This is a genomic window from Microbacterium sp. Y832 (assembly GCF_057669765.1).
In genome coordinates this window covers 1-15,849 of record NZ_JBYHFM010000010.1, presented here as the reverse complement: position 1 = coordinate 15,849, position 15,849 = coordinate 1, and the positions used below count along the sequence as shown (strand labels likewise).

Here is a 15,849-nt window from a genome sequence, read left to right as displayed (position 1 = left end):
CGACCCCGGCGCCTACACCGCCACACTGACCCTGTCGCTGTTCGAATACGCCGGTTGACCCCACGGGCGGGGGCCGTCCACCTCCCCGGACAGCCCCCGCCCACTTCTCTGCCTGCGGGACGATGCCCTCGGGGCGGCCGCCGGAGACGGCATCACTGCCCGGGGCGGTCGCCGCCGCTCTGCGACGATGGGTCCGGCGGCTCGGGCACGACGTACAGCCCCGTCGGGGAGTTCGCGGTGTACATGAGGGCCTCGAGCCACGCGCGATTCAGCTGCGGCGTACGACTGCCGTAGAACTTGTAGACGATCGACCGGCTCGGATGCAGCCACACCATCGTGCGCCCATCCGCGATGCTGGTCTCGTCTTTCCACACAAAGGTGAAGGGCTCGCCCCGGCGCAGCTTCGTCGTGATCGTCACCTGCAAGTGCGCGAGGAGCCGGTCCTCGAAGTCCACCTTGACATGGCCGTCATAGACGAACTTGCCCATCGCAGCCCTTTCGTCGTGGACGATCCGCCAGTCGTCGGTATCGCCGCGACGTCGACGGGGAACGCTCGCGATTATCCGCCCTGCGGCCGACGACCCGCAAGGGGCATTGCCCATCCGCCATACGGCGGTAGACAGTGCGGGTGAAGACCATCATCTACGCCGGCGATGAACTCATCACCGGCGACGACATCGCGGCCGCCGTGCTTCGATTCGGCGAGGCACTCGCCCGCGTGCGGGAAGCCGCGACGATCGCGATTCCGGCCATCAACCGCGAGGGTCGGCGGATCGTTGCGACCCTGCTCGTCGGGCCCGCGTCACAGATCGTCGCGGAGGACGCTCCGGACAGCGGCGACGAGATCGTCGACGAGCAGCTCGTGGCGCAGCTCAACGACCGCGCCGACGCGCTCGGCGGCACGACAGGCCACGCCGAGGACACCCCGCCGACATCGTGGGTCGAGGATCTGTGACGACAGCGCCGTCGTGACGGTCGGCAGGTGGCGGCCCGGCCACTCACCGCGAGCTGGGGTCGCCGTTCTCCTGTGCGATATGCACCATGACCCAGTTGATCCGGGAGAGATCGACGATCGCTGAGGACTGCGGCGACAGTGCATCGAAGGGTACGCGCGGCAGCAGATCGAGGATGACGGTATCGTCGGTCTGCGTCGCCTCGACATCCGTCTCGAAAGACCGGCGCGCTGTGTCAGCCGTCCCGCGCAGATGCGTCAGCGCCTCGTCCAGTGCCGTCGCGGCATCATCGACGAAAAGACGCTCCGGGACGGCGGTCGTCACCGCGATGGCCGACTGCGCAAAGCTCTCCGAGGCCCGCGTGCCCACATAGAGCAGATGCACGACCGGCACCCGCTGGAGATGCTTCGGGCCGAGCATCGCGGCCGACATCGACGCAGTGAACGTGTCGACGTCGCTCAGCGCTTCGCCGACACGCTCTGCCGCGGCGAGCACTTCCGAGTCGCGCGCGGGGGCGGTCAGTGCTCTCCGTCCTGCCGTGAGGAGGTCGTCGAATGCGGTGAAGTACGCCTGGATCTTCACCAGGAGTGCGGGGCGGGAGTTGGACGAGAAGATGAGGTACGCGCACAGCACCCCGATGACCGCCCCGGCGATCGTCTCGCCGATGCGCAGGTCCAGGATCTGATTGTCGAGGTCTCCGAGCAATCCGTACATCGACACCAGCATCGTGCTGACGAAGAACGCGCTGTACAGGTAGCGGACCGGCCCGAAGTACATCATCCCGAATGCCGCGACCACGCAGATCGCCACGAGCAGCGGCTTCTGGTCGTGCGCGACGAGCACAAGCCCGAGCCCGACGATGAGACCCGCCGCCGTTCCGAGGATGCGGTTGTATGCACGAGTGAGGATCGCGCCCCGTGTCGTCGCACCCACGAACACGACGAACGCGGTGAGCACCGCCCAGTACCAGCGGCTCGCCGAGATCGCCTCGCCCACGACCGTGGCAAGCGTCGTGGCGACCATGATCTGAATCGCCAGCCGCGTGGTCACTTGCCACTGTCGCCAGTCCCACCACCGGTTCGCCGAGGACGAGGTCGCGTCGTCGCTCGCCGGAGGAGGCTTCGGCTTCGCGACGGCGACGGACGTCGGGGCCGGCGGGGACGACGGGGCTCCGGCTCCGATGACGTCGCGCAGAGCCTTGTGTGCGAGGGCGCTGCGGGCAAGCCTGCCGACCGCGACTCGATGAGCCGACGAGGGCCCGAGGCCCGCCAGCAGCGTGTCTGCCTGCGTACCCGCGTGCTCGATGGCGGACGGCTCGGCGTGGTTGTCGAGCATGACGAGCAGTGCGTCCGTGGCGGAGCGGACCGCAGGATCGGCGGCGGCGGGCTCCGGCGCATCCGGATCAGACGTCCGAACCAGTTCGGAGCATGCCTGCTCGATGTCGATCCGGGCGTCGAGCACCAGCGACGCGAACGCCGTCTCGTCGCTCTTGATGTGCCGAGCCGTATCGAAATCCTGTTGCCAGGCCGTGATCGACCGGGCGACGCCGTCGATGCGGGCCAGGCGCGCACGAAGCACCTTCGGATGCCGCGCCTCCGGCTGGGTCGCCGCGACGACCGCCGCCGCCGACGCACTGCGAAGCTCACGCAGCAGCAGCGTGATCTGACGCCGAGGGTGTTCGAACAGCAGCGTCGAGCGCATGAGGGTCAGCGACCCGACCGAGAGGGCGGCGACGAGGAGGAAGGACGGCAGTTCTGCGGCCGTGAGCTCGAGCAGCAGGGGGAAGAAGTACCCGAAGAACGCCGCGAAACCGAGTGCGGTGGCTCGCGGACCGAAACGGCGCACCCATGTTCCGACGCCCGCGACACCCACCAGCACGGCGATCTCGAGCGGCCGCCACTGCGCGAGCATCGTGGCGATCGTCGCGGACACGGCGGTGGGGATGAACAGGAGCGCGGTCGTCGCGCATCGTGCTCGCGCTGTCTTGTCGTGAGGGGTGAGGCCCATCTGCATGGCGAGGAAGATCCCCACCGTGAGCAGCGCGCTGTCGGCGTGCAGCAGCGTCACGACGCTCCAGGCACCGGCGGCGCTCATCAGCATGCCGGTGGCGATGGCAGCGGCAAGCTTCAACCGGGTTCGGCCGGGATCGGTGGCAGACACCCTGTGCCTGATGGCGCTCATCACACTCACCGTCGAGATCAGCTCCTGCCTCTTGTCGACGCCAGCATCGCGCGGCTCGCATTCGCGCATCTGCGGATCGCGCGGGAGGAGCACCAAGGACACAGACTAGCCGTGTGCAAGAGCGCCAGACGGCGTGCACCTTCGCCCGAAGATTCGCAACCCCCGCCAAAGCACCGTCGGCGTGAGGTAGAAAGCATATGAGGGAGTGCATCGAACCTCGAGGGAGGCCCAGTGCCAAGTAATGCCACCGCGCGCTTCGGCAACGTAGCGCTACTATCCGTCGCGAGCGTTCTCCCCAGCCGCGTGACGACGTCGGACGAGATCGAGGATCGCCTCGGTCCGTCGTTGAAGCGCCTCAAGCTCCACAGCGGGCTGCTCAAACGCGTCGCGGGGGTGCAGGAGCGCCGCAACTGGGCGCCGGGCGAGTACGTCGACGCCTCCACCATCGCCGCCGGTGAACGCGCCCTCGCTGACGCCGGTGTCTCCCCGTCAGAGGTGGGCCTGCTGATCAACACCTCGGTCACCCGAGCGAACCTCGAGCCGTCGGTCGCCGTGGCTCTGCACCACGGGCTGGGCCTGCCGAGCTCGGCGGTCAACTTCGACGTCGCCAACGCGTGTCTGGGCTTCATCAACGGATTGTCCCTCGCCGCGACCATGATCGAGTCGGGGCAGATCCGGTACGCCATGGTCGTTGCCGGCGAGGACGCCGATGAGATCCAGACCAACACGATCGACCGGCTGCTGCACACCGAAGGCGGGCGCGACGGGTTCATGAGCGAGTTCGCGTCGCTGACGCTCGGATCGGGGTCTGCGGCAGCCGTGCTCGGGCGAGCAGACGAGCACCCCGAGGGGCATCGTGTCCTCGGGGGCGTGACGCGCGCTGCCACGCAATTCCACCAGCTCTGCGTGGGCAGCGTGGACGGCATGTTCACCGACGCGAAGGCGCTCCTCAAGGGCGGCCTCGATCTCGTCGTGTCGGCCTGGAAGGAGGCCGCGAGCGAGTGGGACTGGAAGCACATGAACCGTTACATCACTCATCAGGTGTCCTCGATCCACACCGACGCCATCGTCAAGGCAGTGAACCTGGACCGCTCCCGCGTGCCGACGACCTTCCCCCGCTTCGGCAACATCGGACCCGCATCCGTCCCCATCACGCTTGACGCCGAACAGGCGACACTGCGGGCGAACGACCGTGTCCTGCTCATGGGCGTCGGCTCGGGGCTCAACACCGCGATGATGGAGATCGTCTGGTGACCGACGATCTGAGGCGGACGCTCGAAGGGCTGCCCGGTCTGGACATCCGATGCAGCCGGACTCTGACGGTCACCGAACGCGGAACCGGCATCGACCACGAATGGCGCTACTTCGATACGGGCGCTGAACTCGACCGTCTCGGCGTCGATCCGGTCGGAACGATCCTCGCGGTGCACGGCAATCCCACCTGGTCCTACCTCTGGCGACGCCTCGTGGAGGCATCGCTGCGCGCGGCCGAGGCGGGACAGCCGGCTTGGCGGGTCATCGCGCCCGACCAGCTCGATATGGGCTTCTCTGCGCGCACCGGCACGGTCAGGTCGCTGGAGCGACGGGTGCGGGATCTGGCGGATTTCACCGATGCGCTCGACCTCGACACCCCTGTCGTCACGCTCGGCCACGACTGGGGCGGGGTCGTCTCGCTCGGGTGGGCGGTGGATCACCCCACGCTGCTGGCGGGAGTCATCGCGCTCAACACCGCCGTGCATCACCCCGCGGACGCGCCGATCCCCGCCCCCTTGCGCGTCGCGGGGGCGCGCGGGGTGCTGGCGGCATCCACCGTGCGCACGAGCGCGTTCTTGGAGACCACCCTCGCCCTCGCCCGCCCGGCGCTGAGCCCCGCGGTGAAAGACGCCTACCGCGCGCCGTATCGCTCGGCGGAGCGCCGACAGGGCATCGGCGCTTTCGTGGCCGACATTCCGGCGGATGCGGGGCACCGGAGCTTCGCCGAACTGCAGCGCATCGCAGACGGCGTGGCACACCTGGACGTACCCGCGCTGCTTCTGTGGGGCCCGGCTGATCCGATCTTCAGCGACCGGTATCTCGACGACCTCGTGGACCGGCTACCGCACGCCGACGTCCACCGGTTCGAAGGTGCCGGCCACCTCATTGCCGAAGAGAGGGCGTACGACGACGGAATCCTCGCGTGGCTGCGCGACAACGAAGACCGCCTGACGGCGGGCGCGCACCGCCGCACCGAGCGCGCGGTCGATCCGGATTCACCTGACCCTGACGCCTTCACGCCGCTGTGGGCCGCCCTCGATGCCCGACGGGACAGCGAGGACGCCGCCATCATCGACATGAGCGCACCCGGCGGAGTCGAACGTCGGGTGAGCTGGCGGCGTCTCGACGATCGGGTCCGTTGCCTCGCCGCCGGCTTCGCGAGCATCGGCGTGCGAAAGGGCCACCGCGTGTCGGTCCTCGTTCCTCCCGGTGCGACACTCACCGCCGTGATCTACGCGTGTCTGCGCATCGGCGCAGTGGTCGTGGTGGCTGACGCCGGGCTCGGTGTGCGAGGGCTCTCGCGCGCCGTGCGCGGAGCACAGCCCGACGTCGTGATCGGCGAGCTGCCCGGGTTGGCCGCCGCGCGCGCGCTGCGTTGGCCGGGCCTGCGGATATCGGTCGCCACGCTGCCCCGGGCGTCGGCTCGGGCACTCTCTGTCTCGCATGACCTCGCCTCGCTCGCCGCTGCCGGAAGCGCCGCACCGCTGCCAGCCGAGCCGGGGCCGGATGACCTCGCCGCCATCCTCTTCACCTCCGGTTCGACCGGGCCCGCGAAGGGTGTCATGTACACCCACCGCCAGCTCTCCGCGGTGCGCGATGTGCTGGCCGCGCATTTCGGGATAGGCGACGACACGGGCCTCGTCACGGGTTTCGCCCCTTTCGCGCTGCTCGGCCCCGCGCTGGGCACTCGGTCTGCCACGCCGGACATGGATGTGTCCGCACCCCGGACCCTCACCGCGAATGCCGTCGCTGCCGCCGTGAAGGCGTCAGACGCCGAGGTCGTCTTCCTCTCCCCCGCGGCGATCAGGAACGTCGTCGCAACAGCACACCGGCTGTCTGACGAGGACCGCCGCGTTCTGGCGAAGGTGCGCACGTTCCTGTCGACGGGAGCGCCGGTCGGCGAGCCGCTCTTGGCGGCGGCCGCCGAACTCATGCCGACCGCGCAGCCGCATACGCCCTACGGGATGACCGAATGCCTCTTGGTCACCGACGTGACGCTCGCGGACCTCCGCGAGCTTTCGAACGCAGCGGACACGGGGGTCTGCGTCGGCAGGCCAGTGGGCGCGAACAAGGTGCTGATCAGCGCGCTCGACGCCGAGGGAAACGCCACCGGCGCGCCCAGCCAGAAGCCCGGCGTGCTGGGTGAGGTCATCGTGTCCGCGGCGCATCTCAAGACGCGTTACGACAGGCTCTGGCTCACCGACCGCGCCGCCATGGACGACACACCGCTCGACGGCCGATGGCATCGCACGGGAGATGTCGGGCACCTCGACACCTCGGGACGGCTCTGGGTCGAAGGGCGACTGCCCCACGTGCTCGCAACCGCAGACGGACCGATCGCCCCGGTCGGACCGGAGCAGGAACTCGAGGGTGCCCCACAAGTCCGATGCGCCGCCGTCGTCGGCATCGGCCCCCACCGGCTGCGCCAGGCCGTCGCCGTCGTCGAAACGATCCCTGCGACGACGCGCCCGGCGCTTGCGGGGCCCGAGCTCACCGCCGAAGTCCGCCGGCGGACGGGCCTGCGACTTGCCGCCGTGCTGACGGTGCCGCGGCTGCCGACAGACATCCGCCACAACTCCAAGATCGATCGCACACGCCTCTCGCAGTGGGCAGAACGCACCCTGGCCGGCGGGAGGATGAGCAGCCCATGATCGTCGTGGTCACCGGTGCATCCGGATACCTCGGCCGGGCGGTGGCGGCGGAGCTCGTCGCCGCCGGACACGACGTCCGCACCCTCCAGCGCAGGCCCGGTCAGGTGCCGGGAGCCGTCGACGTGCTCGGCACGATCACCGATCGAGATATCGTGAGCCGCGCGGTCGACGGGGCCGATGGCGTGGTCCACCTCGCGGCGAAGGTATCGCTCGCGGGCGACCCGGCTGAGTTTCACGCCGTCAACGTCGAGGGCACGCGGATCGTGCTCGACGAGGCGCAACGGGCCGGCGTGTCCCGCTTCGTGCAGGTGTCGTCGCCCTCGGTGGCTCATTCCGGCGCATCGCTGGCGGGGGTGGGGGCGGAGCCCGCCTCACCGGCCGAGGCCCGGGGCGAGTATGCGCGCACGAAAGCCGAGGCCGAGCTTCTCGCCCTCGCGCGGGACTCCGCCGCGATGCGGACGGTCGCTGTTCGCCCTCACCTCGTCTGGGGACCCGGAGACACCCAGCTCGTCGGCCGCATCCTCGACCGCGCCCGCCGGGGTCGGCTGCCGCTCATCGATGGCGGCCGAGCGCTGATCGATTCGACCTACGTCGACAACGCGGCGACAGGCATCGTCGCGGCGCTGCATCGCGCGCCGGACGCGCACGGACGGGCGTTCGTCATCACGAACGGCGAACCGCGGCCGGTCGGCGACCTCCTCGCCGGCATCTGCCTCGCCGCTGGTGTGCGCCCGCCCCAGTGGAGCGTCCCCGCGGGCCTCGCCCGCGCGGCGGGGACGGTCATAGAACGCGCATGGGCCCTTCGTCCCGGCATCGACGAGCCGCCGATGACGCGGTTCCTCGCCGAGCAGCTCTCGACCGCGCACTGGTTCGACCAGCGCGACACGCGCCGGTCCCTGGCGTGGAAACCGTCGGTGACGATCGACGAAGGACTCGAGCGTCTCGCCGCACACACCCGCGCACGGCGATGACGTGCTGCAACGACCGTCGGCATGTCGATTCGGATCGACATGCCGACGGTCAGGCTGCGGTTTCTGCCCGCGAACGCTAGTGGGTGAGGACCGGCGCTCCGAGCCGTCCGTCGACCATCTCCAGGATCCGGTCGCAGTGCTCGAGCACCTCGCGGTCGTGAGTGACCATGACGACGGCGACGCCGGAGTTGTGTGCGCGATCGGCGAGGAGCTGAACCACCTCGTGGCTGCGTCGACGGTCCAGTGCGGCCGTCGGCTCGTCAACGAGAAGCAACGTCGGGTCGTTGACGAGCGCGCGCGCGATACCGACCCGCTGGCGCTCGCCACCGGACAGCTCGCCCGGACGGTGTCCGGCACGGTGCGCCATACCGACGGACTCCAGCAGAGCTTCGGTCTTGATGTGACGGTTGCCCGCGAGCTTGCCGGCCAACCGGAGCTGGTCGGTGGCGGTCAGCGAGGGCAGGAGGTTGCCCGACTGGAACACGAAGCCGATGTTGCGCAGTCGGAACCGTGCAGCCGCACGCTTGGACATCGTCGCAAGATCGGTGCCGTGCACCTGGACTGTGCCGCTGTCGGGGCTGGCAAGGGCGCCGGCGATCGCGAGCAGCGAGGACTTGCCCGATCCGGACGGTCCGACGATGGCGACCAGTTCGCCGGGCATCGCTGCGAGCGAGACGTCATCGAGCGCGCGGACGCGCGAGTCTCCGTCGCCGAGCTCGAGGACGGCGTTGCTGATCTTCAGAGCGGGGGTGGTTGAAGAGCTCATCGTTGTCCTCCCAGGGCACGAAGCGGGTCGATGCGGGCGATTCGGAGCACAGCGATCGCGGCGCCGATCAGTCCGAGCGCGATTGTCGTCGCCGAGGCGATCGCGATCGGGGCCAGTTCAAGGTCGAAGGGCATCGCCGCGGGCATCGCGGCCCCCAGCCCCACGCCGGCTCCGACGCCGAGGGCCGTGAACCCGAAGAGGAGAATCGCGGCCTGCGCGAGGCTGTCGCGCAGCAGGTAGTTGCTCGAGGCGCCGACGGCGCGAAGCACCGCGATGTCGTGCGAGCGCTGGATCGTCCACACCGTGAAGAAGGCGCCCACCACCAATGCACAGATCGCGTAGAGGAAGATCTGGATCATGCTGAGGGTGAGGGTCTCCGCCTCGTACCCGGGCGACGCGTTGAACGATTCGGTGAGCGTCATCGTCGTTGTGCTGGCCTCGGCGTCGATGAGCTCGTAGTCCGGCTTTGCGCCGTCTTCGGCGAGAAGGGCGACGACGCTGGCGTAGGGGAAGTCCATCACGTCCACCTGCGCAGCGGTGGGCTCACCCGGCTGGGTCTGGCCTGCGGCCATGAGCCGCCAGGTGTCCAGCGGCAGGTACGCCACGTCGACGTGTCCGAAGGTGGCCTGCCCCTCGGTGAAGCCGACGACGGTGAGTTCGAGCTCGAGGCGGTCCAGGGTGACCACGGTGCCGAGTTCCACTCCCTCGTCGCGCAGCGGCTCGGAGACGACGATCCCACCGATGGGGCCGAGACCCTCGCCGGTGGAGACCGCGGGCGCGAGGAACCCGCCCGGCTCGACACCGAACAGAGTGAGGTCGATCTGGGTGCCATCGTCGGTGACACCGTTGACGATGTTCACGCCCATGGGCTCGGCTTCGGCGATGCCGTCGGCCTCCTGCCACACGGCAAGCTGATCGTCATCCACAACGGAGCGGCTGAAGGCGTTGTCCTTCATCGTGCCTTCGTTGAAGGCGAAGGCCGAGGCCGGCATGGCCTTCAGACCGGAGACGCCGTCGTTGACAAGGCCCGACGACAGGCCTGAGAGCAGAACGACGAGCACCGAAATCAGGGCGATGACAACGCCCATCAACGTAAATCGTCCGCGGGCAAAGCGCAGTTCGCGCAACGCAAGAAACATGGGGACTCTCCAAGAGCGGATCTTGCCGACAGTCCGTCGACAACATTCCGACAGTATGTCGGAAATCCGGGATCGCCAAATCGAGCCCGGCCCGATCGGCACCGACGCGCAGCCCCCGGGGGGCGGAATTCAGTCCGTCAGACCGCGCGTGAGAAGGCGGAAGACGTCGTCAGCGACGGTGCGGTGGTCCACGCCGTGCGTGACCAACTGCACACCGGCGCTGAGGACGCCCTGAACGAGCATCGTGGCCGACCTCGACCCGGACATCCCCAGATCTGAGAGCACCCGCACGAGCGGCCTCAAGAGCGCGTCATGCAAGGTCATCAGATCCTCGCGCCGGCTCGGGCTGAGCTCCGCGTCGCGGAGCGCGTCCGCGATCGCGTGCTTCCCGTCCGCGGTCATCGCCATGGTCGCGTCGATGAATCGGCGGAGTTCGTCGAGGCCGTCGACCCCGGAAAGCGCTTCCTCGATCTCGGCATCCCACCGCTCGATCGCGTCGATCGCGATCGCGACGAGCAGGTCATCCTTGGTCGGGAAGTAGTCATAGAAGCTCGAGCGCGCCATCCCCGCGCGCTCACCGACGCTGCGAGGCGTGACGGCGCCGAGCCCCGACTCGAGCAACACCGCTTCGCCCGCTCGAATCAGCGCAGCGCGCTGATTCGAGCGGTGCTCAGCCACCGTGGGCGCAGAGATCTTCGGCATCTCGCAATTATGCTCGGCGCTCGCGTTCCGGTCGAACCCCCGGCAGGGTGCCCGCACGGGGGCGGAGCAGGACTAGCGCCACACGGTCGCCAGGAGAACGTTGACCACGGTCAGGCCGCCGATCGCCGGGAGCACCCACGAGGCGACGACTTCGCGCTTGCGGTTGATGAGAGCGATCACGATGATCGCGATGAGGATGGCGAGCTTCACGGTGATCTTGGCGTTGTTGACCTCGTTGCCCAGCGGGTACTGCAGGCCGACCAGTATCACGCCAGTCACGAGCATCGTCCAAGCGCCGTGCATCATCGCGGGGAGCACGCGGGCCTTACCCTGGCGCATAGCGCCCGTCTGGTAGAGAACCCCTCCCAGCAACGCCACGACGCCGATGATGTGCAGAGCAAGGATGACGTTCTTCAGGATTTCCATGAGAGCCATCATACCGACGCATTGTCGGCAACAATTCCCCGTACCCGCGCAACCCTGGACACCGCCCCGACGTCCACGATACGGTGCACTATCGGCGCTGATCAACGCGTCTTCTCAGCGAAGCCTCAAGGCGGTCAGCGTTGCCCTCCCCATTTGCCACCTTCCGCGCGGTCTCACGCGCCGGCATCATCGCCGTCCTCCTCGGCGCCACTGCAGCATTCACCCTCGGCGTCGCTCCGGCGGCCGCTCTCGACGCGGACATCCGGACGCTCGACGAGTTGCGCACGGCGATCTCTCCCGGCACAGAGACGACTCTCACCCTCGCTGCCAGCATGGGCAACGCCGCCACAGAGACTCTCACGATCGACCGCGACCTCACCCTGGATCTGGCAGGCCACGACCTCTTCCTGTCGCGCCTGACGATCTCCTCCGGCGCGACGGTCACGCTCATCGCCGGCACCGGAAATCGTGCGAGCTTCCTTCAGGTGGACGGCACGCTGGTGCTGGGGGCGGACATGCGCATGAACGGAGGGGCGTCGGGCGCGGTCGGAGCGGGCGGACGGATCTCTGACGACGGCACCACTCGCACCATCAGCGGGTCATCCATCTCGATCGCCAACGGCGGCACCATCACGGCGGGCATCGCACCGGGCGTGACGGTGACGGGCAACAACTACAACATTCGTCTGGCCAGCAACCTCCCGGCCGACGGCTACGAAGACGTCACCGTCTACGCCCCGACGCTCTCTGACGCCGACCTCGAGTTCCCTGACTTCACGCGCACGAACACCAGGATCGCATCCTGGAACGCCGCCTCGGATGGCTCCGGTGCAGCGTTCACCTCCACGACGTCGCTGGCGGAACTCGGCGGAGCCTGGCTCTTCTACGCGCAGTGGGCACCGGACGGGATCACCAGCATCCAGGTCACCTACCGGGACGCCCCTTCCCCGGCCCGCGCCGGCTGGATCTCCCTTGTGGCGACGGACGCGACGCCCGGAGGGGACGGAGCGGACATCACGGATCTCGTCGCGTTCACCAGCGACCACCCCGACGATGTGATCGTCGGGGCGGGATTCGACTCGGCCATCGATGCCTATGTCGCCGGCCCCCGACTCGTGACCGCGACACTGCGGGGCGGCCTCGTTGCCGCAGACACCGACCTCCTGGTGGTCCCCGACGACAGCGTCGGGTCGATCGACTTCAGCATGCAGCCGACCACGGTCACCGTTGGAGGCACCTCCGCTGCGCAGATCAGCGCGTGGGACAGCTACGACAACCCGTTCGGCGCCAATCTGTTCGACCTCGTCGACACCCCCGACTGCGGCTGGTGCCAGATCGACATGGCCAGCAGCGACGACAGCGACGTGATCGACCCGGGCACGGGTGTCATCCGCTTCACAACCGTGGGCTCGCGGACGATCACCGTCACTGTCTGGCAGGGCGAGGGCTCGCCGTTGGTCGCGACGGCAGTCGTGACCGTCGTCGCAGCCGAGGTGCCGGCCGTGCCGCCGACGCCGTCGCAGCCCGCCCCGGCCGCTCTCGCGGAGTCCGGCATCGCACCGTCAGCGATGCCGTGGGCCGGCGCAGCCATGCTCCTGTGCGGTATCGGTGCGCTGCTCTTGGCAGGTCGGCGCGCTCGAGCCTGAGTGGCGGGCTCCACGTCATCCGCCGCTTCCCGCGTCAGTCCCGCTCGAGGGCGTTCGCGATCGTGCTCAGGGCCTTGAGCGCCGAGAGCGCGCATCACGTCACCTCCCGCGCTTACGGAAGCGCGGTGTCGCGTACGCCTTGGTCGGCACCATGGCGGCGAAGCCTACCGACCAGGTATGTCCCATATCCGATGCTGATCACCACGGTTACCAGCAGCATCCAGAAGTTGTACTCGTTGTTTTCCGCCGTCAGATTTCCGCTGATGTTGAACAGGACGTGGAAGATGGTGAGGGGAATGATCGTGCCGGTGACGGCGAACAGCAGCGCAAGCACGATTCCGAGCACAATGCCGAAGGCGATCTGGAGAAGCTGCTCGGTACCGGTGTAGCCGCGGGCCAGGTTGACGATATGCCCGACCCCGAAGGTGATCCCCGAGATGAGCACGGCGCGAGTGAGGTTTCCCTCGGCGAGTATCCCCTTGAACAGGAACCCCCTGAACAGCAACTCTTCGACGAAGCCGACGCAGATCATCAGGACGATGATCAAGAGCACTGTCGTGAGGTCAAGGTCCTCGTTGAGACCTTTGACGTACTGGAGGCCCACGATGACGACCAATGGCATGTACAGCCAGGTCCCGGCGAAGCTGTTTCTTCGAAGCGGTCCGAGCCCGTAATAGTTCAGCCAGCCATTTCTCACCACGTAGAGGATCAATCCGGTGGAGAAGACGACCAGGAGCAACGGGGTTGCCCAGTTCGGCCCACCGATCAGTTCAGATAGCCAGTCGCCGGCGTTGACCAGTACGACGTAGGCCACTATCCAGATGACTGCGTGCCAGATGGGGCTCTTCCTGTTCAACGCCTTCATAGCGTCCTCATTCTCACGGCTCCTCGAGCCTGCTCGACGACCCGAAAAAAATAGGGAAGGGTCAGCGCAGCGACATCCGCCTGATGGTCGCGGCGTAGCCATCGAGCACGTCGAAGATGCCGGGATGCTGCCAGACACGCTTCCGATCGCGACCCGTCACCTCGACGAGGACCCCGTGCTTCGTGAGGGCCTGCAGCGCACGAAGCGCTGCCATCTCCCCGAGGCCGACCTCGCTCATCAGGTACTTCACGTTCACGGCCGGCTGGCCGACGAGCGTGGGGAGGATCTTCCAGGCTGCGGCGTCCGAGCGAATGCCGGTCATCTTGGCTCGTGACTCCTCGAGCTGAACGACGACTCGGCTGCACTCGATCTCCTCATTTGTTCACACCCTTGTTCACGCCCCACAGCGCTGTGAACCCGCCCGACGATCGGATCACGAGCTTGAGGCCGCTCGTGCGGTCGAGGCTAAGGCGTGGGTGAGCCCACCACTCGCCGTGCGCGTCCTGCACGGCGAGTGAGCTCTCTGCACTGCGGTCGAGCCTCTCGACGACCACACCACCATCTCGCGGCTGACCTGATCCCCGCCGCACGCGTTACCGGTTGGGGCGCGCTCACGCACGCGCCCGTGGCGTGGCCCGCCATGACAGGCTTGCGCGACTCAGTCGCGCCCGTGGCGTCGCCCTGCCATGACAGGCTTGCGCGACTCAGTCGTCGGAAAGCATCTTCGGGAGATAGCCGAGGCGGTCGAGCCGTCGAACGAGGCGCGGAGCGAGTGGACCTTGAGCGAGAGAGAGCCGATAGAAGCGCGGTCCCCCTGACGCCTGGCGCAGGAGCCCGCGCTCGAGCAGACCGCGGATGACACGCGACCGCCTGTCAGCCGCGCCCGGGACGACGTCTCCGAGGTCGCCGGCCTTCACCACGCCTCGCTCGAGTGTCGCGCGCAGGATCGCTTCATCATCGGACGAGATGATCCCGTCTCGCACGAGGGTAGACAGCGCGGGCCCGACTAGTTCCTCGATGACATAGTCGTGATTCTGCAGCTTGACGAGCCGAGCGAGGTCGTCGCGGATCCCGGTGGTGAAGAACTCGATCCATCGCACCGTTCCGGCTTCCGAGAGGTCATCTGCGGCTTCGAGCGCCGCCATGTAGCCGTCTCGGTCGTTGCCGAAGACCGCCGTCGGATTCAGTGCGCTGTGGCCGCGGCGCGCGAAGATCGTCCGTCGCAGCATCGCGTACGTCAGTAGCCGGGACACGCGCCCGTTCCCATTGCGGAAGGGGTGGATCCATACAAATCGGTGATGCGCGATGGCGATCTGGAGCATCTGCTCGTGCATCGGACGCTCGGTGTTCGAGAAGTCCAGCAGCGCGGTCATCTCGGCGTGCACGGTCACCCACGACGGCGGTACGTGCGACGAATCGGTAATTGCGACCTCCTGCTCCCGGTAGGCGCCCGGCGTCGGGTCCCCCTCCCGAGTGAGGCCGCGCACTGTCCGGTTGTGCAGCTCCCGTACGAGCGCATGGGAGAGCGGCTGGCCCGGATCGAGTGTGTCGAGGAAACGAACGGCGTCGACGATGTTCGTGATCTCCTTGAGCTGCTCATCTGGCTGCCCAATCGATGCAGCGACATCGATGCGATTGATCGCGTCGTACACCGTCGTGTGATTGCCCTCGATGCGTGCGGACACGACGCTCATCACCATGTCGAATAGATGGTGGAGCTCAACGAAGGTGTCCCTCGGGGTCGTCCCGGTACCGATGTCCGCCCGGAGGCGCTCGATCGCGAAGAGCGTCGCCACGAGATCGGACTCAAAGTCGAGTCGCGGGATCGCGTACTTGTCCGTCATTCGTCACCTACTTGACTGATAGCTAAGAATTATTTGCAGGCTATCAGCTGGGATCCCCGACTTATAGGCAAGCCAGAGCATTAAGGGTGCACAATTATTTGCGAACCTCCTGCTAGCGAAATTGCCCTCCCGGTTGGAACGGGTTTGCGTTGCGCGGCGGCAAGGCGCGCGGCGAGGACGACCTTGGAACCGTGGTGCGGGGAAACACCGAATCGTCGACGGCATCCATCGCGGCGTCGGATGCGCCGGCTTGGACACAGCCCGGACTTCGGCCTCGGCTCGGCCGCAGGCTCGACAGTGGCGGCGGGCTCGGCGGTCTCAGCCTCAGCCTCAGCCTTGGGCTTGGGCTTGGGCCCGATGACGGCGGAGACATCAGCGCCCCCGCGAGCTCACGTGGGAAGCCGGGGGGGACTGCCCCTACTTTGGTTGACGGGTAGGGGTCGGGGTGTTC

Annotated in this window: 15 protein-coding genes; 5 read left to right on the top strand and 10 right to left on the bottom strand. The window is 67.8% G+C overall.

Annotation, left to right across the window (positions count from 1 at the left end; all coding sequences use genetic code 11):
- Window positions 1-152: 152 nt before the first annotated feature.
- Complete coding sequence (locus AC25YV_RS12700) at window positions 153-488, bottom strand: DUF7882 family protein (RefSeq protein ID WP_488124221.1); 336 nt, start codon at window positions 486-488, stop codon at window positions 153-155.
- Window positions 489-628: 140 nt separating this feature from the next.
- Between AC25YV_RS12700 and AC25YV_RS12695 the strand changes: the two genes are divergently transcribed.
- Window positions 629-955, top strand: coding sequence for a hypothetical protein (locus tag AC25YV_RS12695; protein ID WP_488124220.1), 327 nt, complete (start codon window positions 629-631; stop codon window positions 953-955).
- 43 nt (window positions 956-998) lie between these two features.
- Here the strand turns inward: AC25YV_RS12695 and AC25YV_RS12690 are convergent, their stop codons facing one another.
- On the bottom strand, window positions 999-3,113 hold the full coding sequence (locus AC25YV_RS12690; protein ID WP_488124219.1) for an FUSC family protein: 2,115 nt from the start codon (window positions 3,111-3,113) through the stop codon (window positions 999-1,001).
- 252 nt (window positions 3,114-3,365) lie between these two features.
- Here AC25YV_RS12690 and AC25YV_RS12685 point away from each other — a divergent pair, with 252 nt between their 5' ends.
- The 3 genes from AC25YV_RS12685 to AC25YV_RS12675 are packed head-to-tail and all read left to right on the top strand — an operon-like array spanning window position 3,366 to window position 8,010.
- Window positions 3,366-4,388 carry a 3-oxoacyl-ACP synthase III gene (locus tag AC25YV_RS12685; protein WP_488124218.1) on the top strand — a complete coding sequence of 341 codons (1,023 nt, stop codon included), beginning with the start codon at window positions 3,366-3,368 and terminating at the stop codon, window positions 4,386-4,388.
- Window positions 4,385-7,039: an alpha/beta fold hydrolase gene (locus AC25YV_RS12680; protein ID WP_488124217.1), complete on the top strand. Its 2,655-nt coding sequence runs from the start codon at window positions 4,385-4,387 to the stop codon at window positions 7,037-7,039. The genes AC25YV_RS12685 and AC25YV_RS12680 overlap by 4 nt, the downstream gene beginning before the upstream one ends.
- The gene (locus AC25YV_RS12675) at window positions 7,036-8,010 is read left to right on the top strand and encodes an NAD-dependent epimerase/dehydratase family protein (RefSeq protein WP_488124216.1); all 975 of its coding nucleotides are present in this window, start codon (window positions 7,036-7,038) and stop codon (window positions 8,008-8,010) included. Before AC25YV_RS12680 ends, AC25YV_RS12675 begins: the two co-directional genes overlap by 4 nt.
- A gap of 76 nt (window positions 8,011-8,086) precedes the next feature.
- On the opposite strand, the gene AC25YV_RS12670 is transcribed toward AC25YV_RS12675, so the two are convergent.
- The 4 genes from AC25YV_RS12670 to AC25YV_RS12655 all read right to left on the bottom strand — a co-directional run bounded on the left by AC25YV_RS12670 (window position 8,087) and on the right by AC25YV_RS12655 (window position 11,043).
- The gene (locus AC25YV_RS12670; RefSeq protein ID WP_488124215.1) at window positions 8,087-8,776 is read right to left on the bottom strand and encodes an ABC transporter ATP-binding protein; all 690 of its coding nucleotides are present in this window, start codon (window positions 8,774-8,776) and stop codon (window positions 8,087-8,089) included.
- Window positions 8,773-9,915, bottom strand: a complete 1,143-nt coding sequence (locus AC25YV_RS12665) for an ABC transporter permease (protein ID WP_488124222.1) — start codon at window positions 9,913-9,915, stop codon at window positions 8,773-8,775. The genes AC25YV_RS12670 and AC25YV_RS12665 overlap by 4 nt, the downstream gene beginning before the upstream one ends.
- 129 nt (window positions 9,916-10,044) lie before the next feature.
- A complete protein-coding gene (locus AC25YV_RS12660; protein ID WP_488124214.1) occupies window positions 10,045-10,617 on the bottom strand; it encodes a TetR/AcrR family transcriptional regulator in 573 nt (190 codons plus the stop codon).
- A 72-nt stretch (window positions 10,618-10,689) separates the two neighbouring features.
- Window positions 10,690-11,043 (bottom strand): hypothetical protein, encoded by a 354-nt coding sequence (locus tag AC25YV_RS12655; RefSeq protein WP_488124213.1) that lies wholly within the window; start codon window positions 11,041-11,043, stop codon window positions 10,690-10,692.
- Between the two features lie 140 nt (window positions 11,044-11,183).
- Between AC25YV_RS12655 and AC25YV_RS12650 the strand changes: the two genes are divergently transcribed.
- Window positions 11,184-12,689, top strand: coding sequence for a hypothetical protein (locus AC25YV_RS12650; RefSeq protein WP_488124212.1), 1,506 nt, complete (start codon window positions 11,184-11,186; stop codon window positions 12,687-12,689).
- Between the two features lie 112 nt (window positions 12,690-12,801).
- Here AC25YV_RS12650 and AC25YV_RS12645 read toward each other — a convergent pair whose 3' ends face one another.
- The 4 genes from AC25YV_RS12645 to AC25YV_RS12630 form a co-directional block, all read right to left on the bottom strand.
- Window positions 12,802-13,554 (bottom strand): CPBP family intramembrane glutamic endopeptidase, encoded by a 753-nt coding sequence (locus AC25YV_RS12645; protein ID WP_488124211.1) that lies wholly within the window; start codon window positions 13,552-13,554, stop codon window positions 12,802-12,804.
- A gap of 61 nt (window positions 13,555-13,615) precedes the next feature.
- Window positions 13,616-13,876, bottom strand: coding sequence for a hypothetical protein (locus tag AC25YV_RS12640; RefSeq protein ID WP_488124210.1), 261 nt, complete (start codon window positions 13,874-13,876; stop codon window positions 13,616-13,618).
- 52 nt (window positions 13,877-13,928) lie between these two features.
- Window positions 13,929-14,108 (bottom strand): hypothetical protein, encoded by a 180-nt coding sequence (locus AC25YV_RS12635; protein WP_488124209.1) that lies wholly within the window; start codon window positions 14,106-14,108, stop codon window positions 13,929-13,931.
- A 150-nt stretch (window positions 14,109-14,258) separates the two neighbouring features.
- On the bottom strand, window positions 14,259-15,398 hold the full coding sequence (locus AC25YV_RS12630) for a Fic family protein (protein ID WP_488124208.1): 1,140 nt from the start codon (window positions 15,396-15,398) through the stop codon (window positions 14,259-14,261).
- Window positions 15,399-15,849: the final 451 nt, after the last annotated feature.